21 protein-coding genes are annotated in these 21,869 nt (G+C 35.4%); 9 read left to right on the top strand and 12 right to left on the bottom strand.

Annotation, left to right across the window (positions count from 1 at the left end; all coding sequences use genetic code 11):
* Positions 1–6 precede the first annotated feature (6 nt).
* A complete protein-coding gene (locus tag H7A25_11655; GenBank protein MCP5500552.1) occupies positions 7–1,041 on the top strand; it encodes a DUF1574 family protein in 1,035 nt (344 codons plus the stop codon).
* A gap of 1 nt (position 1,042) precedes the next feature.
* Here the strand turns inward: H7A25_11655 and H7A25_11650 are convergent, their stop codons facing one another.
* The gene (locus H7A25_11650) at positions 1,043–1,942 is read right to left on the bottom strand and encodes a hypothetical protein (protein MCP5500551.1); all 900 of its coding nucleotides are present in this window, start codon (positions 1,940–1,942) and stop codon (positions 1,043–1,045) included.
* Positions 1,943–2,086: 144 nt separating this feature from the next.
* On the opposite strand from H7A25_11650, the gene H7A25_11645 reads away from it, so the two are divergent.
* Both H7A25_11645 and H7A25_11640 read left to right on the top strand, forming a co-directional pair.
* The gene (locus H7A25_11645) at positions 2,087–2,662 is read left to right on the top strand and encodes a hypothetical protein (GenBank protein MCP5500550.1); all 576 of its coding nucleotides are present in this window, start codon (positions 2,087–2,089) and stop codon (positions 2,660–2,662) included.
* Positions 2,663–2,707: 45 nt separating this feature from the next.
* The gene (locus H7A25_11640; GenBank protein ID MCP5500549.1) at positions 2,708–3,478 is read left to right on the top strand and encodes a Uma2 family endonuclease; all 771 of its coding nucleotides are present in this window, start codon (positions 2,708–2,710) and stop codon (positions 3,476–3,478) included.
* Here the strand turns inward: H7A25_11640 and H7A25_11635 are convergent.
* Both H7A25_11635 and ispG read right to left on the bottom strand, forming a co-directional pair.
* Complete coding sequence (locus H7A25_11635) at positions 3,475–4,725, bottom strand: hypothetical protein (protein ID MCP5500548.1); 1,251 nt, start codon at positions 4,723–4,725, stop codon at positions 3,475–3,477. The genes H7A25_11640 and H7A25_11635 overlap by 4 nt on opposite strands.
* Positions 4,722–6,692 carry a (E)-4-hydroxy-3-methylbut-2-enyl-diphosphate synthase gene (ispG, locus tag H7A25_11630; GenBank protein ID MCP5500547.1) on the bottom strand — a complete coding sequence of 657 codons (1,971 nt, stop codon included), beginning with the start codon at positions 6,690–6,692 and terminating at the stop codon, positions 4,722–4,724. Before ispG ends, H7A25_11635 begins: the two co-directional genes overlap by 4 nt.
* 289 nt (positions 6,693–6,981) lie before the next feature.
* On the opposite strand from ispG, the gene H7A25_11625 reads away from it, so the two are divergent.
* Positions 6,982–7,845, top strand: coding sequence for an alpha/beta hydrolase (locus H7A25_11625; protein MCP5500546.1), 864 nt, complete (start codon positions 6,982–6,984; stop codon positions 7,843–7,845).
* On the opposite strand, the gene H7A25_11620 is transcribed toward H7A25_11625, so the two are convergent.
* Both H7A25_11620 and H7A25_11615 read right to left on the bottom strand, forming a co-directional pair.
* The gene (locus tag H7A25_11620) at positions 7,842–8,237 is read right to left on the bottom strand and encodes a response regulator (protein ID MCP5500545.1); all 396 of its coding nucleotides are present in this window, start codon (positions 8,235–8,237) and stop codon (positions 7,842–7,844) included. The genes H7A25_11625 and H7A25_11620 overlap by 4 nt on opposite strands.
* Positions 8,234–9,349, bottom strand: a complete 1,116-nt coding sequence (locus tag H7A25_11615; GenBank protein ID MCP5500544.1) for a GAF domain-containing sensor histidine kinase — start codon at positions 9,347–9,349, stop codon at positions 8,234–8,236. The genes H7A25_11620 and H7A25_11615 overlap by 4 nt, the downstream gene beginning before the upstream one ends.
* 171 nt (positions 9,350–9,520) lie before the next feature.
* Here H7A25_11615 and rssA point away from each other — a divergent pair, with 171 nt between their 5' ends.
* Positions 9,521–10,447, top strand: coding sequence for a patatin-like phospholipase RssA (gene rssA / locus H7A25_11610; GenBank protein ID MCP5500543.1), 927 nt, complete (start codon positions 9,521–9,523; stop codon positions 10,445–10,447).
* 64 nt (positions 10,448–10,511) lie between these two features.
* Here the strand turns inward: rssA and H7A25_11605 are convergent, their stop codons facing one another.
* Both H7A25_11605 and murD read right to left on the bottom strand, forming a co-directional pair.
* The gene (locus tag H7A25_11605; protein MCP5500542.1) at positions 10,512–11,093 is read right to left on the bottom strand and encodes an LON peptidase substrate-binding domain-containing protein; all 582 of its coding nucleotides are present in this window, start codon (positions 11,091–11,093) and stop codon (positions 10,512–10,514) included.
* Positions 11,094–11,125: 32 nt separating this feature from the next.
* Complete coding sequence (murD, locus tag H7A25_11600; GenBank protein MCP5500541.1) at positions 11,126–12,475, bottom strand: UDP-N-acetylmuramoyl-L-alanine--D-glutamate ligase; 1,350 nt, start codon at positions 12,473–12,475, stop codon at positions 11,126–11,128.
* 111 nt (positions 12,476–12,586) lie between these two features.
* Between murD and H7A25_11595 the strand changes: the two genes are divergently transcribed.
* Both H7A25_11595 and H7A25_11590 read left to right on the top strand, forming a co-directional pair.
* On the top strand, positions 12,587–12,919 hold the full coding sequence (locus H7A25_11595) for an STAS domain-containing protein (GenBank protein MCP5500540.1): 333 nt from the start codon (positions 12,587–12,589) through the stop codon (positions 12,917–12,919).
* A complete protein-coding gene (locus tag H7A25_11590) occupies positions 12,909–13,670 on the top strand; it encodes an indole-3-glycerol-phosphate synthase (GenBank protein MCP5500539.1) in 762 nt (253 codons plus the stop codon). Before H7A25_11595 ends, H7A25_11590 begins: the two co-directional genes overlap by 11 nt.
* A gap of 14 nt (positions 13,671–13,684) precedes the next feature.
* Here H7A25_11590 and H7A25_11585 read toward each other — a convergent pair whose 3' ends face one another.
* Together H7A25_11585 and H7A25_11580 are read right to left on the bottom strand one after the other, a co-directional pair.
* A complete protein-coding gene (locus H7A25_11585; protein ID MCP5500538.1) occupies positions 13,685–15,709 on the bottom strand; it encodes a cache domain-containing protein in 2,025 nt (674 codons plus the stop codon).
* Positions 15,710–15,806: 97 nt separating this feature from the next.
* Complete coding sequence (locus H7A25_11580; protein ID MCP5500537.1) at positions 15,807–16,643, bottom strand: alpha/beta hydrolase; 837 nt, start codon at positions 16,641–16,643, stop codon at positions 15,807–15,809.
* Between the two features lie 126 nt (positions 16,644–16,769).
* On the opposite strand from H7A25_11580, the gene H7A25_11575 reads away from it, so the two are divergent.
* Both H7A25_11575 and H7A25_11570 read left to right on the top strand, forming a co-directional pair.
* On the top strand, positions 16,770–17,384 hold the full coding sequence (locus H7A25_11575) for a TetR/AcrR family transcriptional regulator (protein MCP5500536.1): 615 nt from the start codon (positions 16,770–16,772) through the stop codon (positions 17,382–17,384).
* A gap of 48 nt (positions 17,385–17,432) precedes the next feature.
* The gene (locus H7A25_11570) at positions 17,433–18,989 is read left to right on the top strand and encodes a Ppx/GppA family phosphatase (protein MCP5500535.1); all 1,557 of its coding nucleotides are present in this window, start codon (positions 17,433–17,435) and stop codon (positions 18,987–18,989) included.
* Between the two features lie 46 nt (positions 18,990–19,035).
* Here H7A25_11570 and H7A25_11565 read toward each other — a convergent pair whose 3' ends face one another.
* Genes H7A25_11565 through H7A25_11555 form a run of 3 tightly spaced genes read right to left on the bottom strand, consistent with a single transcriptional unit; the run spans position 19,036 to position 21,778 of the window.
* Positions 19,036–20,514 carry a leucyl aminopeptidase gene (locus H7A25_11565; protein MCP5500534.1) on the bottom strand — a complete coding sequence of 493 codons (1,479 nt, stop codon included), beginning with the start codon at positions 20,512–20,514 and terminating at the stop codon, positions 19,036–19,038.
* 3 nt (positions 20,515–20,517) lie between these two features.
* Positions 20,518–20,988 (bottom strand): thioredoxin-dependent thiol peroxidase, encoded by a 471-nt coding sequence (gene bcp, locus H7A25_11560; GenBank protein MCP5500533.1) that lies wholly within the window; start codon positions 20,986–20,988, stop codon positions 20,518–20,520.
* Between the two features lies 1 nt (position 20,989).
* Positions 20,990–21,778, bottom strand: coding sequence for an enoyl-CoA hydratase/isomerase family protein (locus H7A25_11555; protein ID MCP5500532.1), 789 nt, complete (start codon positions 21,776–21,778; stop codon positions 20,990–20,992).
* Positions 21,779–21,869 lie beyond the last annotated feature (91 nt).

The raw sequence follows: 21,869 nt of genomic DNA, 5'->3' as shown, positions 1-21,869 counted from the left end.
TTCATCATGAAGAATAAGATCTATATTTATTATCCAATCCTGATTCTTTTACTCTTTTTCGCTTTCGATAAAGTATTTACACTTCCTTTTTTTAAAGAATTTGTTCAGGAAGGAAATATCGTATATTTTATACATAGAAGACAATACCTGTTTCCTAAATTGCAGAAGGAATATGAGCATATTAATAAAAGACTCGCGATTATTTCAGGAGATTCAAGAGCTTATGCGTACTCAGACCAGTTGTTGAAAGAACCTTATAAAACAGACTGGATATTCTATAACTTTTCCGGACCTCAGTCTGTTCCGGCTTATACCCTGTTCTGGTTTGAGAAGATAATTCAAGCCAAATTGAAACCGGAGCTTCTTATCTTCATTGTTAGTCCGGAAGGTTTTGATGATAATAAAAGGCTTATACATAATCCTTTTTTAAGGATGGTGGCCGATGATGATTTCATAATAAAATACTGGAAACAGATTCCCTTAGAGGATAGATATGAATTTTTACTGGATAAATTTTTTGCTATACGTAAATTAGATCTGGATTACAAATTGTTGCTTGAACGTTTTCGAGGAAAAACCTTATATCAGTATGATTCTGATAAAAATCCTAATATTACCATATTGAATTTACATAGGGGAGAACAGGTAGCTTATACAAACATAAAAAATGATGAAAAGAAGTTAAAACAGGATGCCAGAAGAATGGCCGGAATATATTTTTATAATTTCCAGGTCCACGATACTCAGTTCTTCTTTACTGAAGAAATTTTAAAGTTAGCCAGAGAAAATGAAGTGAAGGTTGTGTTAGTCTGGCCAAGAGTACACATGGAATACAGAAAGGAATATAATAATCGCAAAACAGTAGATACCTGGGAAAAACGTTTAATTGCCCTGACGGAGAAATATAAAATGGTTTATGTGAATTTAAACCGGGAATCTAACTGCGACATATTTTATGATGCTTCCCATCAATCCAGCCTGTGTTTCCCCGAACAGGCTTCTTACCTGCTCGAGAAATATGAAAATAAAAGAAAACCTTAGCTTAGGGATTTGTTGGTCCGGTTGGTTCAGGTTCTGCTGGATTCGTAGTCGTAGTTCCCGGGTTTGAACTGGTTCCGGAACTACTTGCTCCCAATCCTGTTCTTCCGAACAGATCCTGTAATTTCAGAAGTGTATCGATTTCTTTTGCTGAATAATAGTATTTATGATCGCGGCTGATTGAATTGATGAGTTTTGCACTCATATAATCCAGCCTACGGGTAAAAGTCTTTTGTTGATAGGGTTCATTCCATTGTAGAAGGAATCCACCATCAAGATTGGATTTTCCGAGTGACTTTCCATCTTTTAGATCGTATTCTTTAGCCCCGGAAACCTTACTCAGGTCTAAATCTGCTTTAGTTGTCTTTCCGTAGCGCTCTTTGATACGATTTTTAAGCTCTTCATCTTCGTTTGTGCTTCCGGAACTTAAATCCCAGACTGTAGCAACCGGGTTCGATTTTTCATCTTTAAGCTCTTTCGTTGATTTTCCAAACTTTTGTTCCAGTCTATATTTCATCAGGTCACTTTCTACCGGATAAAACAGAACTCCAACGGAATACAGGCTGGCCCCCTCAATACTTTCTTTAAGGGAGGCTTCTTCCGGTTTCCCTTCTTCTTTTTTATTGAGATCTTTCACCAATTGGGGAGTTTCATAAAATCGATAAAAATAGTCGATCCCGTTACGTTTAACATGTAAGAGCTTATCCTTTTCTTCGAAAACGATGCTAACATTTTCTGTACTTTTAGGATCGGTAGCGATGGATATGATTTGTTCCCGAAGCTTCTCGTAACTCATGCCCCAATTGGCATCTCCCACACCGGTGAGAACGCCCTTTGAGTTGTCCTGAGCGTAGAGGCTGATGGCAAATAGGATACTTAGTGCAGGTAATAGTTTCAGTTTCATAGTTCTATTCTCGGATTTATTGGTTAATTAATTTCATTTATTTTATACTATCTTACCTTCTAAATAAAAAAGGCATAGCAAAAAATAATCGACTCTGTAGTATTGTCAATACTTCTAATTTTAAAACTGCTTATAACGGAAGGTATGAAAAAGTTTATTGGTATAGAACTGTCTAAAGAACATTTTGTAGCTGCGTTTCCAAGAGACTACAGCCAGAAATATGATATTAAAAGATATAATCATAATGAAGTCGAGATTAAACAATTCGTAAAATCTCTTTCTAATAATTGGATATGTATTCTGGAGAATAAAGGGATTTATAGTGCTGTTATTGCAAATAATATCTATAAAGCTGGCTTTCAGGTAGCTATCGTTCATACTCTTCAAATCGAGCGCTTTGCCCAGACTGAGTTTTTTCAAGAAAAAATTGATCCGGTAATTATTTCAAAATATGGTGAAAGGATGTCTCCCGCTTTATACAAACCTACAGAAGAATTTATCGAACAGTTGAATAAGAAGTGGGATGAATTAAAGCATTTGCTTCATGCGAAAATTGGAAAACGAAAAAAGCTCCATGCTCTGGAAAATTCCGATCGTACCGATAAAAAAGATATTGAAAATGTCAAAACATCCCTTAAAAAAAATGAATTGGATATATTTAGACTCGAAGAAGAACTGGATTTAATTGTAAACAAGTTCATTAATCCCTATTACCTTTAATAAATAGATTGACAGGTCTTTTTTTCTCTTTTACACTACATTATTATGTCAACTGCTGCTGCAAAGAAATCTGAGGCTTTTGATTCCCGCGAATATTGGGAAAAGACTGATGAAGAGTTGGTGGAAGAGCTTTTGAGCCTGGATTTACCTGAGGAGGATGGAGAACCCTTGGAAGATGTATGGCATCGAGTCCAGATTAATTTTTTAATTGATATGGTGAAAACCGAGAAGGGAAAGAAGGAGGACTATTTTGTAGGTGGGAATATGTTCGTCTACTATAGTCTACAGCAGGTAAAGAATAGGGACTATAAGGGTCCGGATTTCTTTTATGTTGAGGGTGCGAGGATTGATCCTAATCGTGGTAAATGGGTAGCATGGGTGGAAGATGGAAAATACCCTGATGTTATCATAGAACTTTTATCTCCGAGTACAAAAAAAGAGGATCTGGGTAGAAAAAAGAAGATTTACGAAAAGATTTTTAAAACAGGAGAATACTTCTGTTTTGATCACGATGAGAATAAGTTATATGGATGGAAATTAACCGGATCTGGTTATGAAGAGATATCTCCGGATGAAGATGGAAGAATGGAAAGTAAGGTACTTGGCTACAAGTTAGGTTCCTGGAGAGGAACTTATCTTGATGAAGATTTGTATCTTCGTTTTTTTTATCCAAGTGGAGAAATTGTTTTTACACAAGCCGAAGAAGAGAAAGCAAGAGCTGAAGCAGAGAAAGCAAGAGCTGAAGCAGAGAAAGCAAGAGCTGATCGTTTGGAAAAAGAATTAGAAGAGCTAAAAACGAAAATGGCTTCTTCTTAAATTAACTTTGTTTGTTTTATTTTCCTTCCTATTAAAAATAAAATAGACATTCCTATAATTAAGATAAGCATGATAAAAAGGGGAGAGATTTTATTCAAAAGATAAGGCATTGATAAGGTGATGATTCCTCCTCCTAAAAAAGCTGAGGTGAAAGGAGTACTTTCTGCGTAGATTCTGACGGCTTTAGTTTTGAGTTCCGGATTAATCATTCTTAAAAGCATGAGTCCGATTGCTGTTGTACCATTGAACATTCCGAAATTTAATATAGCCATTTCTTTGTAGTATTCATCTTTAAGTAATTTCTGGTTAATATAATAATAGCTGAAAAGATTCCAGAGAAAGCCGGATGTGAAAAGAATAAAAAGTGGAAATATTGTATCTGCAATAAGTTGAATGTCTATAGTCGCGATTCCTGTGAATATTAAAATATCCATAAATAGATTTGAATAAAATACTAATATATTATTATTTAAGAAAATTGTTAAACGATTCAACTTAATGAAAAGGCGCATTAGGATACTTGCAAAAATAGCATATACAAATAGGGGAAAAGAGGGAAGAGTGGGGAAAATATTTTCCAGGGATAGTTTAAATATATTTCCTAATATATAAGATGCAAAAATCAATCCGAGACTTAATAGGAATAGTAATGGGTTTAATTCTACATAACTGAAAGTGACTTTTTCAATTATTTTATTTTTTTTGTCTGCATTAACAAGAAATACCCCACCGATGATTCCTAAAATAATTCCTATTGTTGCACTAAATAGACTGTATTCTGAGCCATTTTTTAATCCATGAGATAAGAAAATTGATTTCATGGCAACTGCTGTTCCGTGTCCACCTGCAAAGCCAGCTTCTAGAACGGAAGAAAAAGCTATAGGTAGATTGAAGTAGGGTTGAAAATAGAAATAAGTAAGAAGTATTCCGATCAAAATTTGGCCTAATATAGTTATCCAGACAACAAGTGTTTGTGAGGTTACTTCATAAATATCTGAGTTTACTTTTCCGGGCGCTCTTTGAAGAAATAAAGCTGCAAATACAAGAGCAATAAAATCGGATGGCCATTTTTTCCATTCTTGATAAAAGTGAGCTTCTTTAAAAAAGGGAAATATTGAAAATAAGAAAAGAAGAAGCAAGGAGGATGAAAGGGCAGGGGGAATCTTATATTTTTTTATAAAAGGAATTTTTTCTGTGAGTAAATATGATAAACCAAGAATACATCCGACAAGAAAGAAAGGGATCATAAATCAATCCACATCCCTTCTGACTGTATTAATTTAATTAACTCGTCATCTGCTATTTCTGAAGGAATAGATTTTTTTACTATAGTTTTATTTCTATACAGATGGACTTTACCTGGTCCTGCACCAACATAACCAAAATCTGCATCTGCCATTTCTCCCGGTCCATTTACTATACAACCCATAACAGCAATTTTTACTCCCTTCAGATGAGACGTTTTGGCTTTTATTCTGGCAGTTGTATTTTGTAAATCAAACAGGGTTCGACCGCAGGAAGGACAGGAAATGTATTCCGTTTTTGTGGTTCTTAACCTTACTGCCTGCAAAAGATCGTAGGAAAGAGAAAGGAGTTTATGAGGAGATTCTTTTGGAACCATTAAGCGTAGACTATCTCCCAGTCCATCAATGAACATTGAGCCAAGGGAAGATGAAGCATAGAATAAAGCGTCATCGTAAGTATTATAAGTTGCATTTAGAAGTATTGGATATCCATAAGCTCCATTTAAAGAACCTAATTTTCGATAATCCATTAAGGGATCAGATGAATTTAATGAAAGAATACAGTTTTTCATTCCATATACATTTAAAAGTTGTAGGGAATCTTTGATTAAGTAATATGTGAAATCAATAAAGGATAATTCAAATGGAAGATGTTTACCCGAAAGCATTCCTAAAATATATGGAAGATTATCACGGTTAGTAATTGTGACTTTTACTTTATCAGCAAAGAATAATAGAGGTAGATAGTCATTTACTTTATTTTCCAATTTACCGGAAAGTTCAACAGAAAAAGGAAAGTTGTATTTCTTTTTATACCACTGTACTAATTGCAGATCCTTTTCTTCTGAAATGAGGAAGTGCATTATTTCTAAATTTCTATCATCACTCCGTTCTGAATTTTCTACAATAAACTGATGGAAATGATTTCCATCTCGATATAGAGATGAGTCAATAGTGGTTTCTATTCGCGGAATGTTTCTTCCACCCATTTGAAAATTTCTAACAGTAAAAAGTTGGGTTTCTATTTTATGACTATTGAATGGATCGCGAAACTCTTTAAAATCTTCCTTTACTTCTTCTGTTATTTTTTCTAATAAAGGTGCTAATATTTTTTTTGCAGCCGGTATTTCTAATACCGGATCTTCCGTTAATGAAACTCGTATTGTATCACCAATACCTTCTGCCAGAAGAGAACCTATTCCCAGGGCTGATTTGATTCTTCCATCAGTGCCATCTCCGGCTTCTGTTACTCCGAGGTGGAATGGATAGTTTCTATTTTCTTCTAAAAATTTTGCTGATAATAGACGGTATGCTTGAATCATAATGGTTGGGTTGGAAGATTTCATGGAAACTATAATGTCGTAATAAGCCTCACTCTCTGCGATACGAATAAATTCTAAAGCTGATTCACACATACCGAGTGGAGTATCTCCGTAACGATTCATGATTCTATCAGAAAGAGAGCCGTGATTGGTACCTATTCTCATTGCTACACCCAGCTCTTTGCAACGTTTTACCAGAGGCAAGAAAACATCTGCTATACGTTCTAATTCCAACATGTAATCTTTGTCATTGTATTCTTGAACGAGGAATTTCTTTTTATCGGCAAAGTTTCCGGGGTTAATTCGTACCTTTTCTACATGTTCTACTACTTTCATAGCTACACTGGGTGTAAAATGTATATCTGCAACGAGTGGAATTTTGCAATTCTGATTCTTTAGTTCTTTACGAATTAAGGGAAGGGCCTCTGCATCCTTTATTGAGGGAACGGTAAGTCGGACAATTTCACAGCCTGCTTCTTCTAAGGCTATTATCTGATTGCAGCTTGATTTGATATCTGTGGTATCGGTGTTTACCATAGACTGAATTCGAATCGGATTTTCCCCGCCGATACCCAGGTCACCCACCTTTACCTCCTTTGTTTTTAAACGATTATAGTAAAAGGGAGAAAGGTTATATTTCAGTTCCATAGCTTTACATAGGCCTAAGATTCCAATAAGCTGTAAAGAAAAAAAAAGAAATTAGGGGAAGTATAAATCGTTTAAAAATATTAAAAATTCAGTTTTTTAGAAATGGATGATTGAAAATCTCAGATAATTTTTTCTTGACTATAGTTTTCTGAAAAATATACTCTTTTAGATAACTTTTCTGAGGTTTGTTATGAAACAAGGGATTAAATATTCTTTTCTTTTCTTTCTATTCATGTGTATCGTTTTTTTCTTATATATTCCATTTACAGGATATTCGGTTGATACCAAAATGCCAACTATTAAGATTCCGGATGATTATGAATCCTATATAAATGAAAAAGAAGCAAAATTTTTGGATATAACTCCCGGTGCTGAAAAAAAACTTGTAATGCGAGAAAAAGGAAAAAAAACCGAATATGCCATTGTTTATATCCATGGTTTTTCTGCATCGCGACAGGAAACCAGTCCTGTCACAGAACTTATCTCTCAGAAAATCAATGCAAATGTGTTCTATACTCGTTTGAGAGGTCATGGAAGAGGTGGAGAAGCTTTTGGCAAAACTGATGCTTCTGAGTGGATCTATGATGCTATGGAAGCATACGAGATTGGAAAGAAAATTGGGAATAAGATTTTTATTATCGCTGTTTCCACCGGGGTTCCTTTGAGCTTATGGTTGGCTGAGCATGATAGGCTTCAGCCTGAAAGGAAGATTGCCGGTATGGCTTTACTTTCACCAAATATTTATCCAAAAAATAAAACAGTCAAATTGCTATTATACCCGGCAGGCCTGGAGTTTGCAAAGCTTGTGTCAGGAAAAAGACGTACCTGGAAACCTTATAATGAGATGATGAAAAAGTATTGGACTTATGATTATGCTCTTGAAGGAATTCGTCCTATGGTTGTACTGGTTGAATCACTTAAAAACTATAAATACGAAGAGCAATCGACCCCTGCCATTTTTATATACACAGAAAAGGATGAAGTAATTGATGTAGAGGAAGTAAAAACTGCGTACAAACGATATGGTGGCAAGAAGAAAGAGTTATTTGAATGTAAACCCTGCAAAAACCATATTCTTGCAGGAAACATTATTTCCCCGGAAACAAATGAATATATAGCGGAAAAAATCGTAAACTATTTTAATTCTCTTTAAGTAGATCTAATTGAGGCTTTCAGTTCTCTTAGAAAATTAAGATTTAAGGGTTTTACCAGATATTTTTGTACAAATATATATTCTTTTGCTTTCTCCATATCTATATTACTATTGCTGGAAGTTAAAATAAAATAGTTTAATTTTGGAATATTAATAAAACCCTTATTTTGTATCAAATCTAAAAATTCAAAACCATTTATAACAGGCATATTTAGATCTAAAAATACAACTTTTTCTTTATTTTTTTCTCTAATAATTAAATGATTTAATTCCTCTATTCCATCTTTTCCATTTTCAGCTTCAATAATTTCGCAATCCGGAAAAATGTAATAGATTTGTTGTTTTAAAAGGTTTCGGGTTAGATGGTCGTCATCAATTAATAAAAAAATCATATAGTTAACCTCGCCAATGTTCCGGATCCAGGATTGGTTTTTAAGGAAAAATGAATATTTAGATATTCTAATTGAAATTGTAATAAACAGATAATAATATTTTCGTTATCCGGACTATTTCCTTTTAATCGATAAAGACCATTGATATCGGGTTTTTCAAGCTTATCCAGTTCGCATGGAGATTGGAAATTTATATTCAATTCATGTTTCTTTTCACATCGGATAGAGATTTTGGTTAAAGGATTTTTATTGCTTATAAGTAATAAAAGATTATCCAGCATGGATTCGAACACTTCTTTATCTGTTTTTATAAAAATGGATTCGGTAAATTTATTAAGAATTGTGTTTATATACTTTACGGAAATTTGCTTAAAGATTTCAATTAATTCTACTTCTGAAAAATGTTCTCTGGTTCGTTTGTGCAATTCCGTTATTTTATTCAGATTCAGGGAAACCTTATGCAAAATACTAAGATTTGATTCTAAGAAATGAATGCTATCTTCACCTATAGTTTTCATTTCTCCAGCAAGTTCAATAAATCCTAATAGATTGGCAAGAGGAGCTCTTAAGCTATGGCTAATAATGTGGTTAAATTCATTTAACTCTTGAAGCTGTTTCTTATTTTGAAAACTTGTATCAATATACTCCAGCTCACTTGAAACCCACTGCCCGAATAAATCCAAAAACTCCTGTATCGTACTTGCATTTTCAATTAAACTGGAATGGAGAACAACCAGAAGACCATATACAGCATGATTCCTGGTTTTTAAAGGAACTCCTATATAGGATTTTATTTTCATTTCATCAAGAAGAATATCATCAGGGAAAAGATTCGAGACGTCTTCTCCAAAGAAGCAGGTTTCTCCTTCCCATACCTGCGCACAGGGAGTTCCGGTAAGCGCATAACAGAAATTGTCAGCATAATTTCCCCTGGCCCATAGACCATGTGTTCGAACAAGACTGGAATCAATGGAATCTAATTTTCCGATAAATACGTAATCGAGGCCTGTAATGAGCCCGATGGATTGGGTTATGGAGGATATTAAATGTTCAGGAGAGGAGTTTTTGACATTCGAAAAAACCTGCCAGAGGTATTGCTCTTTTGAGATCATCCTTGATGTTCCTTAAAAGTATCTTTTTAATTAATTCTTAAAAAGTCAAGATTTATTGAATAATTTATAAAGATGAACATAAAGGGAAGAGTTTAAAAAATCTTTCTTTTATTTATCGGGTTTTTTCTGGTATAGTAGAAATGATGTATAGAGAGCAAATTGGAGAAAGATATGAAAAAGAAAACAAAATATAAAGTGGGTGTAGCTCTAGGAAGTGGAGCCGCAAGAGGACTTTCTCATATAGGTGTCTTGAGAGCTCTGGAGGATCTGGGAATCTATCCGGAAGTTGTCGCCGGAACTTCTTCCGGTTCCCTGGTTGGAGCTGCTTATTCTGCCGGTCGCTTAAATGAACTCGAAGATTGGTTAAAAGGCCTGGAATGGAAAGATGTGGTGAGTTTTTTTGATTTTACCCTTAGCGGAGGTTTGATTAAAGGAAATAAATTGTTCAATTATTTTAAGAATTATTTTGGAGAAAAGAAAATTGAGGACTTAAATCTACCTTTTGCCGCTGTAGCCTGTGAACTGGAGACAGGACAGGAAATATGGCTTCGTTCGGGAGAGGTTTTACCAGCGGTTCGATCTTCTATTGCACTTCCCGGAGTGATTACACCGGTTTACTACAAGGGAAAATGGTTAATTGATGGGGGAGTTGTAAACCCTGTTCCGGTTTCTGTTTGCCGTGCTTTAGGAGCTGAATATATTATTGCTGTCGATTTAAACGCACATCTAATGGCCAAGAATACTTTTACAAAGAAGAAAAACAAGGAACAATCTTCCGAGTCAGAAACAGATCCGGAAAAAAAATCCTGGTGGAGAAGTCCTAAAGAATTTTATAATAAATTAAAAGTTCAACAGGATGAAGACGAAAATCCTGATGGAAGGCCTTCCTTAATGGAAGTTATTAATACCAGCATTAATATTATGGAAGTTCGAATTACTCGTAGTCGCATGGCCGGAGATCCTCCTGATATATTACTTACACCCAAATTAACGGATATTGGAATGATGGAATTTCATCGGTTTAAAGAATGTTTTATGGAGGGACGGAGAGTTGTTGAATTAGCAAAGGAATCGTTATTATCAATCATAGAGGATTAGGACTATTAGCAGAAAGAGGTTGGTAAATAGGATGAGAATGTCCTAATTAACCGGTAAAGAAATATTATTTTAGAAGTGTTTCTATCACTTTTTCCAATTTATAGGCTTTTTCCATACCATCTTTAGTAAGAAAAATATCATTTTTTACATCAAAATTAATATTTAAAATGGAAGTCATAAACTCTATAGGGAAAGAGTGAAGTTTTAATTTTAATAATTCATCAATAAAAATAGTTTCTATACCAACTTTATGAAGATACTGCCGGCATTGATTTATAAGTTTATTTAAGAGGATTTGGAAATCTTCTGAGTTTAAGTGGGAGAGTTCATTTTCCTGTTTTTTTACATTCGCAATAATAAAAGGATCTTTGGAATCATAATTTTCTATATTTGCAATACCCAGACCCTCTACGAGAATATTTGATCGTCCATCAGGAAGAGTTTCAATATCAATAATCTTTCCCCAACCAAATATGGTTTCTATATCACCACCGGGGTGTAGAGCTGTGATGCCAATTTCATAGTCTGATTCGGTGCAGTAATCAAGCATTAACCTGTATCTTGGCTCAAAGATATGGAGAGGTAGATAGGTTCCCGGAAATAATATCAGACCTGGAAGTGGAAATATGGCAAGAATACTCAGCATCTGATTTCAGTTTTATAGCAGGAAGAGGCATGTCAATAGCTTTTGCTGAAATTCTCAAACAGGCTTTTGAAATGCTTTCCTCTTTCTTCGAAGTTTTTATATTGATCGAAGCTGGCACAGGCGGGTGAAAAAAGGCAGATTTTTACTTCTTTTTCTAAAATGAGTTCCGGAATTTCTGCCATTACTTCTTTTAAATTTTTTTTAAAACGCAGGGTGTGAACTGTTGAAAGATGAAAAAATTCTTTTTCCCATATTTCAGCAGCTTTTCCAAATAAAAAAAGGTTAATATTTCGTCCCTGTAGCTCTGAAAAAAGAGGTGTTAAACTTTCATTCTTGGGCTCTCCACCAAGAATTAAAATGGTTTCTGTTTTTTGGGAAATTCCTTTTAGTCCGGAGAGGAGACTGTGAAGGTTTGTAGCTTTTGAATCATTGATAAATCGACAATTTTTATAAAAGCCGAGGTCTTCAAAGCGGTGTTCGAGGCCCTTAAAACTTCCGATAGCTTTTTCCAAAGCCTGCAAATCAGTAAAATAAGGTTCAGAAATAAGAAGACTTGCGGCCAGGTTTTCTTCGTTATGGGCTCCCTGTAAAGGAAATTGGGAGTAATCATAGCTTTTTTGGGAGCTTGAAATTTGTTTTTTTTCGCTCCAGATTTTTGCCTCGGCTTCCTTTTTCCTTCCGAAAAAAATTAAGTTTGGGAAAGTTTCTTTATTGAGCTCGTAGAGATTTTTCAATTTTTCGTTTAAAATAGAGTTTGTATTTTCAAGAAATATTTTCTTTTTTGCTTCGGCATAATTTTCCATGGTTTTGTGTCTTTCTAAATGGTCCGGGGCTATATTTAAAATACAGCCGGTTTCAGCTCGAAAAAATTGGCTGTCATCCAACTGGTAACTACTTAACTCTAAAACTGCCAGATCGATATCATCGAGACAGATCTCAGAGAAGGGAAGCCCTATATTCCCACCAGTTTTTGTTTTGAAACCACTTGCCTGTAATAAATGACCTGTTAGAGCTGTACTGGTGGATTTACCATCGGTACCGGTGATGGCGATGATTTTTCCCTTAAAAAAGAGATAAGCAAGATCAATCTCACTCCAAATCGGGGTTTGGGTTTGTTTTGCTGATTGAAGAATCGGGTGGTCTGGTGAAATTCCGGGACTTTTGATAATGAGATCGGGTTTAAAATATCGGAAATTCTTTAATTCATCGGTTTCCTGCGGGCAATTCAGACCCATCTGGGGAGTTTTATCACAGAGTAGCAGCTTTTGGGAAAGATTTTCTAAGAGCTTTGTCGCTGCTCTACCACTTAGGCCTCCCCCTAAAATGAGAAATTTTCTTCCTTTGAGGTTCTTGAGGTATTCGTTTTTTTCATCCCGTTTCATAAAGATACAAAAAAAGTAGGGGTAAAAACTTCATAGGATAAAAAGTATTTATTGACAGGTAGAAATCTGATTATTATAAGTTAATCTAATTTACAGACTAAGGGGAAAGCTTTGTTAAATCATACAGTAAAAGGCGATGTTCTGGTGGTATACCTTGAAGGACGTCTGGATGTTTCCGTTGCAAATGAAGTAGAAGAGAAATTAGCCGAGTTAATTGATAGTGGAAACCATGATAAAGTTCTATTAAATATGGAAGGAATTGAGTATATGTCATCTTCCGGTTTTCGTGCTTGTATTTCTACCCTGCGTAAACTGAATGCGAGGGAAGGGGTTTTAAAAATTTGTAATATAAAACCTGCTGTGAAAAGGATATTTGATGTAATTGAATTAACTTCTCTTTTTGATATTTTTGAATCTGAAGAAAGTGCTCTAAATGCATTCTAAACCTATTGCACCAATACTCAGACGAATAATAGAAACAAAAAAAGAGGAGATTTCCAGAATTCCGGAATACGGGCTTATGGAACCGGCACCCTTTTCTTTAAAAGCTTCATTAGAAAAAAAAGAAAAGAGCATTATAGCAGAATGTAAAAAAGCCAGCCCTTCTATGGGCGTAATTCGGGAGGAGTATAACCCGGTTATAATCGCTGAAGAATATTACCGGGTAGGGGCTGCTGCCATTTCGGTTTTGACAGATACTCAGTATTTTCAAGGGTCTCTGGAGGATTTGGAATCTATATCGAATCGTGTCCCGCTTCCTGTGCTTCGAAAGGATTTTATACTTTCTGATAAGCAGATTTCTGAGGCCAGGCATTTTGGTGCCTCTGCTATTTTATTGATTGTTCGTATATTAAGTCTGACTCAGCTTCAAGACTTACTGGCTTTTGCTAAAGAGTTTGGTATGGAATCACTGGTGGAAGTTCATTCAGAGGAAGAAGCAGGGCTTGCTCTTGAAGCAGGAGCGGAAATTATTGGAATTAATACGAGAGATCTGGATACCTTTACTATTCATCCTGAATTAATTGAAAGGGTTGTCAGAGTTCTTCCTTCTCATATCCATGCTGTGGCAGAGTCCGGTGTTACCGGAAAAGAAAGTTTTGATGAAATGATGAAGCATGTAAATAGTGCTCTTATCGGGACTTATTTTATGAAGTCTAAAAATATCACAGAATCTTTTCGGGTTCTTTTTTCTTAAAACCTATTTCAGACTCATCTATTGTTGTTTTTATCTTTATGAAAGCTAATTTTTAATAAGGATAGATCATCAGTTAGAGTTCCTGATGTTACAAGTTTTTCTCTGATTTTAATGAGGTTTGCATTGCATTCTTCGATAAATCTTAAGATTTGGAATTCATTTTCATTCAAGATCCCATTTTCATTCAGGATAATATCATCCCTGCCATCTGAACCGCAAATGAGTATATCTCCGTCTTCGAGTAGAACCTTATTGATAGAAAAATTTAATTCAATTGGCATACCTATTTTGAAGGTATTAATTTCTTTTTCTAAAAAGCTGGCTTTTCCATCTCTATAAAGAATACAGAATGGATGTTCTGCATTAAAATATTGGGTAAAACCTGTTTCTTCCTCTATTAAACCTAAAATACAGGAAGCCATCATGGAACCATCAAAGGATAGCATAATTTTTTGTATCTCTTCATAAGTTTCTTCCAGCCATATTTCGGCTTGTATTTTATGAACTTCTTCTTCATTTTTAGTTCTATCTACTATTGCTTTGATTACAGAAGCAATAACCAGAGCACCTCCGGCTCCCTGCATAGATTTCCCCATTGCATCAGCATTGAAAAATACTACATAGTTCTTGTTTCCTATGCTGAGGTTGTCGGCCATGCACACATCTCCACCGAGACTATATTCTCTATTTTTGAAAGCAAATTTTTTCTTCTGGTCGATAATGAATTCTGTTTGTATGGTTTTAGATGAATTATTGTTTTGCATCAGAGGAGTAGTGAGTAAGGCTGTTAGGAAGTAGTCACCATCCTGTTGATATTTTAATTTCTGAACCTTATCCAGGGTATCACTGAGTTCTCTCGTTCTTAGGATTACTTTTTCTTCTAATTGTTCGTTTTGATTTTTTATTTTTTTAAAAGAGTATCGAAGTTTTCGGGTCATCAGATTGAAATTTTTAGCCAGTTCTGCTATTTCATCTTTTCCATTTATGCGAATTCTATATTCAAGATTTCCATTTGCTATTTCGGTTGAACCACTTTTTAAAAGAGAAATGGGTTGCATAATAAGAGAAATAGCTTTTAAAGACACGAGGATTAGAAGGCTAACTACAGTTAAAATAATAAGCAGGATGGTACTGCGTATAACTTTTAAGCCGCTATAAGCTTCACTATAATAGGAGTTGGCTATGATATACCAGTCTAACTCAGGAACATGTCGAAAGTAGGCTATTTTTTTTTGGGTTTTGATTTCATCCGGATTTTTCCATTCATAAGTAATGCTACCATTTTTTAATTTTAGAATATTCTTTATAAATAAAGTACTATTGGAATCTCCTGAATTTGAGAGGTTTATATTGCTAAGTTTTGGATGTATAATTAAATTTCCGGTTCCATCAATTACATATACATAACCATTTTTACCTATCCGAATTGAGAGAATCTCGTCTCTAAAGTTATCCGGGTTTACAAGGGTATTAAACTCATCCTTATAGGAAGATACCCATATAATCAGATCCCAGGGTTCAAAATATTCCAGACCGGCTGCTTTTAGTCTTTCTTTCGTTTCACCCGGATTTTTCCAGGGATATTCAAGGTAGCCAACTTTCATGGACATAGCTTTTTGCATGAAAGCTTTACTGCTGACATCGACGCCTTCTGCTTTGGGGTGAATAACAATAACTCCTTTTCCATTAACTCCGGCGAGGTAACCGGTTGTTCCAACTTTACCGTGAGCCTTATCTAAAAAAATACTTTTTACTCTTTGGAAAGCTTCTTTTTCACTTAGTTTTCCTGATTTATAAAGTTCATAGTGATATTTTACAATGTCTTTACTTTTTATTGCAATGGTTTGGAGGTGGTTTTTTATAGAAGCATTCATTGCGGTTTTTACAGCAATCATAGAACCCATACTGATTTTTTGAAGATGCTCTTCTATATTTTTTTCTATAGATCTTTTGACGAGAAAGTCAAGAACTAAACCTCCCATGATAATTACAAAGATAAAGATTGCATTAGCCAGTATAAGTTTATGCTTGATTTTCATTTGACACCCTCGATTGATATAAACAAAAAGACACAATACAACTAAAACAGTTTTTATCTTAAACTGTTCTTCTTTGCATTGCAATAAAAAAAACTTTTTATTCCTCTACTAACCAATTTATACCTAGATGGGTTGCCTTTGAATTTAATAAGTGATTATGATGTTCTTCCAAAAATAAACGATAAGAAAAATTTTTAGTATTGTAGGCCGGAAGGCCGGGCATTTGGATGGCTTCTTTCCACTCTCCAAAAGGTATGCAGGAAGAAAGAACTACAGAACCCATTCCCCCTGAATCGGTTTTGTATGCCATGGATCGAAATAAATTGGTGATGGAATAAGGGTTTATAGAACCAATAACTCCCCATCTGGATTTTTGTATTGAGTTATAGTAATTCCATTTTCGATTCATTTTCATTAAAAAGTGGCTTCCCTTCTTTAGATCTTCTACCTGCGGCATAAAGGTTGGATGAGGAATGGGGATTCCTTCATGGGGGCTTCCGAGGCATAAAATCTTATGAACAGAATTCCATTCCTGTTCACCCATACACATATAATATCTGGCGAGTATACCTCCCATACTATGACCTACCAGATTGATCTTTTGAGTATTTGAGAAAATAATAATATACTGTATTAATTGTCTAAGACGTATGGCATAGTTTCGCAAATTTCCCTCTACTAATTCACGGATTCTATTGTTCACATAGTAACTTACTATCCATACAGAAGAAGAAAGATTCGGTTTTTTATGAATAATTTTTAAATTACTCTTAAATTCATAATCAAGAGAAACTTTGTGGAATTGATTTCCGCAGGTTTGTAAAATAAAAGGACTCCAATCGCGATGAGTTCCGACTATTCCGTGAATGAATACAGTGGGGATTTGGATTATTTTTTCTATCTTTTCAGGGAATTCTAAATTTATTTTAAACACCGTTAATTTACCTCTTAGCTTTACTGTCAAATCACAGATGATTATATGAAAGGTAAATATTTTTTTATTCTTGATCTTAAAAATAGACTCTATACACCGAACCTAAGATAAGAAAAAGGAATTGAGTTGGCAGAGTCAAAGCCTAAAAAACGTAGAAGCAGAAATAGTTTAAGTCGTGCTGAAATCTTGCAGGCTGCCCTAAGCATTATACAGGAATCTGGTATTGAAAGTCTCAGTATGAGGACAATTGCCAGAAAACTGAATTGTAGTGTGGCAAGTCCTTATGCATATTTTCAAAATCGTGATGATATCATCAAAGAACTTATATCAAATGGTGAAGAGATTTTAACCCGTGATTTGAAAAAAGCACAAAAATCTTCTCAGGATGTATTTGAACAGTTAACTGCTATTGCCCACACGTATTGGAATTTTGCTGTCGCGAATAGGGAACTCCATAAATTGATGTTTAATACTCTCGGCCCTTCTACCGGGAAGGTTTTTCGTTATTACCCGAAAAGCTATAAACTCTTTTTGGAAACTTTAAAGCATGGTACTCAGACCGGGAAGATTAAGTTTTCAAAGGCCGGTTACCATGCTATCGCCCGTACTATGTGGGCCTGGATTTACGGTCTTCTTGTCCTTGAGCTTACAGGATTGTTACAGAGGAGAAATAAAAATAGCGATCCTGTTGAAGAAGGAGTCTATTTTTTTTTAAAATTGCTCAAACAGGGTGAAGCCTGATTCTCCATATTCATTGACATAATCTAATCTCCTATTTAAGCTATCTATATGCATGAAAGAAACCTCGCAGCTATTGATATGGGAACCAATTCTTTCCATATTATTATCGTAAAAGTTAAAGAAAATGGTTCCTTTGAATCTCTCGGAAAAGAAAAGGAGTCCGTAAGGCTGGGAAGTGGTTCCGGGCCTGCCGAAATTATTACTCCCGATGCCATGGAGAGAGGAATGGTTTGTCTTGATCGTTTCAAGAAATTGGCTGATATGGACAAAGCTGAAATTCGGGCAGTTGCGACCAGTGCGGTTAGAGAAGCCAGGAATAAAGAGGATTTTTTAAAAAGAGTAGAGGATGAACTCGGTATCCATGTTGAGATAATCAGTGGCTATGAGGAAGCAAGGTTAATCTATTTTGGAATCTTGCAGGGTTTGCAGGTTTTTGATAGACGGGTAATGATGGTTGATATTGGCGGGGGGAGTACCGAAATCTTAATTGGAGAGAAAGGAAAAGTGCTTTTTGCTCACAGTCTGAAAATGGGTGCTATTCGTCTGACTGATAAGTTTTTTAACGGAGATCCGGATGAACCTTCTGATATATCCCAGTGCAAGATGTATGTACAGAGTATGCTTTCCCCTCTTAAAAAAGCAATCGAATCTTTGAAGCCGGACATAATTATTGGTTCTTCGGGAACGATTCAATCGATAGCCCAGATGGTAATTGCGAATAAGAAAGACGAACCACCACGTTCGTTAAATAATTATTCTTTTACAAATTCTGAATTAAAAAAGATAAGAAACCTTCTTAATGAAGCCAACACTTTAAAGAAAAGAACCAGGATTCCCGGTTTAGAAGCCAAACGTGCCGATATTATTGTTGCTGGAAGTATAATTTTAGAGGAAATATTTAATAAGTTTTCTATAAAAGAAATGATCGTTTCTGAATACGCACTGAGAGAAGGGATAATCTTTGATAGTATTCAAAAGTGGAAAGGGGATGAAGTTATTCATGATCTTTCTAATATTCGATTACAGGCTGTGAATAATCTTTTTGATGCTTTTCCTTATGAGAAAGAACATGTATATCATACTACGAAATTATGCACAATCATGTTTGATGAATTGCAGAGTTTACATAAGTGTAATTACTCAGCCAGAGAGTATTTGCAAGCAGCGGCCATGCTTCATGAAGTAGGTTTTGGTATCTCCCACACTTCTCATCATAAACACAGCTATTATATTATCAAGAACTCAGAATTAATGGTCGGGTTTAACTATGAAGAAATTGAGATAATTGCTCTTATTGCTCGATATCACCGTAAAAGTATGCCCAAACCCAAACATCAGGAATTTAATAAATTAAATTTTCAGCAACAGGTTTTAGTTCGCAAATTAGCCGGTATTCTTCGAATTGCAGATGGTCTGGATAGGGGTAGGCAGGGTTCCGTTCAAGATCTTAAGTGTAAGTTTGAAAAGGATAATCTAATATTTCAGTTGGATGTTAAGCCGGACTATGATGTGTCTATAGAAACCTGGTCGGCTAATCAGAAAAAGGATTTGTTTGCGAATGTTTTTAATTTGAAAGTTGAGTTTGAGATTATGGATTCAAAATAAAAGTAAGCGACATAGGCGACCCTCCTGAGGGTCGCTTTCTAGTAAATCATTTCTTTTCGAATTCTGATACCAGCTCCAGTAGTAACCTGATTCCATAACCTGTAGGACCTGAGCACTGGGTTCCGGAAGCTTTGCTTCTCCATGCGGTTCCGGCAATGTCTACATGAGCCCATTTTACATCTTTTGATACAAATTTGGCTAAAAAGCGAGCTGCCGAAATAGTTCCTGCTGCACGACCTCCGGTAATATTCCGAACATCGGCTATATCACTTTTTAAATCTTCTCCATATTCTTCCCAGAGGGGCAATCTCCAGATTCTATCTTCGGACTTGGCAGAAGCTTTTTCGAGTTTGTCCATTAGAATTTCATCATTACACATAACACCGGCAGCTTCATGACCTAAAGCAATAATTACAGCTCCGGTCAGAGTGGCAAAATCCAAAAGATAATCGGGCTTATATTTTTCACAGACATAGGCCAGTACATCTCCTAAAACCAGCCTTCCTTCCGCATCGGTATTTTGAACTTCTACGGTAACACCATTATAGGCAGTGTAAACATCTCCCGGCTTAATGGCAGAAGCATCCGGCATATTTTCAGCTACTCCTATAGCGGCTATTACAGGAACTTTTAAACCCAGACTCGCAATAGCACCTATAGCATTAATTACAGTAGCTGCACCACTCATATCATATTTCATCTCATGCATTTCGCCGGAAGGTTTTAAGCTGATTCCACCTGCATCAAAGGTTAGTCCCTTTCCCACCAGGGCTATCTTTTCTTTAGATTTTGTTCCTGCCGGATTATATTCTAATATAATCATTTTAGCTTTCTTGTCGGAGCCCTGACATACAGATAAAATTCCATTGAAGTTTTCTTTTTTAAGTCTGTCTTCATCGAAAACTGTGATTTTAAGTTTGTTTTCTTTAGCTATTTCTTTGGATATAGCTACGAATTCTTCCGGTGAGAAATGGTTAGCCGGTAGGTGTTGGATATATCTTGTAGTATTAGTATAGATAGAAGCTACTTTAGCTTTTTCTAAGGCTTCTTCGAGAGTTTCCGGTTTTTTCGATTTAAGGTTGAAGAATATTTTAGCCCCGGAAGCTTTTCTGTCTTTGTAGGCCTTGCTAAGAGAATCAATTTCGGTTGCTCCAATTTCAAGAGAAGTGCAAAGATGATAAAGGAAATCAACATTGGAAACTAATTTACTTAATTCTTTATCGGCATTGATCTCGATAACAGGTTTTGTCCATTTTGAAAGTTGGTTTCCTAATTTGATATAGATCTTAGCCAGTTTTCTTATTGTAAAACCCTCTTTGGAGCCGAGACCTATATAAAGAGTCTTTTTTTTATGATCTAAAAACTGTTGTCCGGCTTCTGCATTAAAAATAGAATGTGTAACTTCATCTCTGTAAGATTTTTCTAATTCTTTTATGCCTTCTTTAAATACATGAAAAATCTTATAGACTTTTTCTGAATTGCTTTTCCCGATAGAGTAGGTGAATTTTAACTTCTCAAGTTTCATCTTTTATAAACCTTTTATATCTTCTAAAATTTGGTCGACATGACCTTTTACTTTTACGCTGCGGTAGATCTTCTGAATTTTAAGATCAGCCCCGATAAGAAAAGTTGTCCTGTGTATTCCCATAGTAAGCTTACCCATGAATTTTTTTTCACCGAATACTCCGTATTTTTCGGTTATTTTTCCATCCTCATCGGATAAAAGAGGGAAATTTAGGTTTTGCTTCTGAACAAATTTATCATGGGATTTTAAGCTATCTCTGGAAACACCTACAACTTTATAGCCTGTGTTTTCCAGGCTCTGGAGATTGTCCCTAAAATCACAGGCTTCTGTGGTACAACCCGGAGTACTATCTCGTGGATAAAAGTATAAAACAAGGCCTTTTTCTCCTAGAAGATCTTTGAGTTTGAGTTTTTTGCCGGTGGTTTCGACTCCGCTGAAATCAGGAGCTTTTTGACCTTCTTTTAGTTCTTTCATACTACTTTCCTTTAAATACAGCTTTTCTTTTTTCTTCTATAGATTTTAAAGCTTCTGCGAAGTCCAGAGAAAGATAGTTTTTGGCCTGTGATTCTGCTTCCTTTTTTAAAGCATTTTGAAGTGTATCCCAATCATACAGGTTTTTTTTAAGCTCTTGCATAGCAAGAGGGGCATTTTCGGAAATCTCTATGGCTAACTCCATCGATCTTTTTAAAACTTCATTTGAAGGTACTGCATCGAGACAAATAGAATGCTTGAAAGCTTCTTTACCGGAGATCATTTCTCCGAGCATTAAGAGGTATGCTGCACGGCTTGAACCGAATAATTCTTTTGTAAAATAAGAAGCACCCATACCGGGATGAATTCCTAATTTTACAAAGTTAAAGGCATATTTTGCATCTTCTGCAAAGATTCTAAAATCACAGGCAAGTGCCAGAGAAAATGCAGCTCCAATGGCATGACCGTTGATAGCTCCGATGACAGGGCAGGGAAGGTTTCTGATTCCTAAAAAGAAATTGTAAAACTTGAACATGGTTTCTCTATTTTCTTCCAGGGTCTTTTCCTGAAAGGAACGTAATAACTTCATATCCCCTCCGGAGGAAAAAACATTATTGGCTCCGGTTATAATCAGGCAACGAGGAAGTTCTGCATTTCGTATATTTTCGATTGCTTCATGAAAGGCTTCTCCCATCTCCCAGGTCATTGAGTTCCGGGTTCCGGGATTATTTAACCTTAAGATAAGGATTTTATCGTTATATACCTCAACTGTTTCTATATCTACAAGAGCCATTTAAAAACCACCTTTACTATTCATTCTTTACTATTTTGTTTATTTCAAGTAAGGATCAACTAAAAAATCTTTTAAAAAATCCCGGTTTGAT

This window comes from Leptospiraceae bacterium (assembly GCA_024233835.1).
In the GTDB taxonomy this organism is placed as follows: Bacteria; Spirochaetota; Leptospiria; order Leptospirales; family Leptospiraceae; genus JACKPC01.
The sequence above is the reverse complement of the archived record's forward strand: the minus strand, read 5'-3'. Positions and strand labels throughout refer to the sequence as shown.

What these genes read in the sequence shown, in the direction of transcription:
- H7A25_11655 (MCP5500552.1), top strand. Translation starts at nt 7, where the DNA reads ATGAAGAATAAGATCTATATTTATTATCCAATCCTGATTCTTTTACTC.
- H7A25_11555 (MCP5500532.1), bottom strand. Translation starts at nt 21,778, where the DNA reads ATGGCTCTTGTAGATATAGAAACAGTTGAGGTATATAACGATAAAATC.
- H7A25_11635 (MCP5500548.1), bottom strand. Translation starts at nt 4,725, where the DNA reads ATGATCCCTTTCTTTCTTGTCGGATGTATTCTTGGTTTATCATATTTA.
- H7A25_11625 (MCP5500546.1), top strand. Translation starts at nt 6,982, where the DNA reads ATGCCAACTATTAAGATTCCGGATGATTATGAATCCTATATAAATGAA.
- H7A25_11585 (MCP5500538.1), bottom strand. Translation starts at nt 15,709, where the DNA reads ATGAAAATCAAGCATAAACTTATACTGGCTAATGCAATCTTTATCTTT.
- bcp (MCP5500533.1), bottom strand. Translation starts at nt 20,988, where the DNA reads ATGAAAGAACTAAAAGAAGGTCAAAAAGCTCCTGATTTCAGCGGAGTC.
- H7A25_11615 (MCP5500544.1), bottom strand. Translation starts at nt 9,349, where the DNA reads ATGATCTCAAAAGAGCAATACCTCTGGCAGGTTTTTTCGAATGTCAAA.
- H7A25_11650 (MCP5500551.1), bottom strand. Translation starts at nt 1,942, where the DNA reads ATGAAACTGAAACTATTACCTGCACTAAGTATCCTATTTGCCATCAGC.
- H7A25_11590 (MCP5500539.1), top strand. Translation starts at nt 12,909, where the DNA reads ATGCATTCTAAACCTATTGCACCAATACTCAGACGAATAATAGAAACA.
- H7A25_11645 (MCP5500550.1), top strand. Translation starts at nt 2,087, where the DNA reads ATGAAAAAGTTTATTGGTATAGAACTGTCTAAAGAACATTTTGTAGCT.
- rssA (MCP5500543.1), top strand. Translation starts at nt 9,521, where the DNA reads ATGAAAAAGAAAACAAAATATAAAGTGGGTGTAGCTCTAGGAAGTGGA.
- H7A25_11620 (MCP5500545.1), bottom strand. Translation starts at nt 8,237, where the DNA reads ATGATTTTTTTATTAATTGATGACGACCATCTAACCCGAAACCTTTTA.
- ispG (MCP5500547.1), bottom strand. Translation starts at nt 6,692, where the DNA reads ATGGAACTGAAATATAACCTTTCTCCCTTTTACTATAATCGTTTAAAA.
- H7A25_11565 (MCP5500534.1), bottom strand. Translation starts at nt 20,514, where the DNA reads ATGAAACTTGAGAAGTTAAAATTCACCTACTCTATCGGGAAAAGCAAT.
- murD (MCP5500541.1), bottom strand. Translation starts at nt 12,475, where the DNA reads ATGAAACGGGATGAAAAAAACGAATACCTCAAGAACCTCAAAGGAAGA.
- H7A25_11570 (MCP5500535.1), top strand. Translation starts at nt 17,433, where the DNA reads ATGCATGAAAGAAACCTCGCAGCTATTGATATGGGAACCAATTCTTTC.
- H7A25_11640 (MCP5500549.1), top strand. Translation starts at nt 2,708, where the DNA reads ATGTCAACTGCTGCTGCAAAGAAATCTGAGGCTTTTGATTCCCGCGAA.
- H7A25_11605 (MCP5500542.1), bottom strand. Translation starts at nt 11,093, where the DNA reads ATGCTGAGTATTCTTGCCATATTTCCACTTCCAGGTCTGATATTATTT.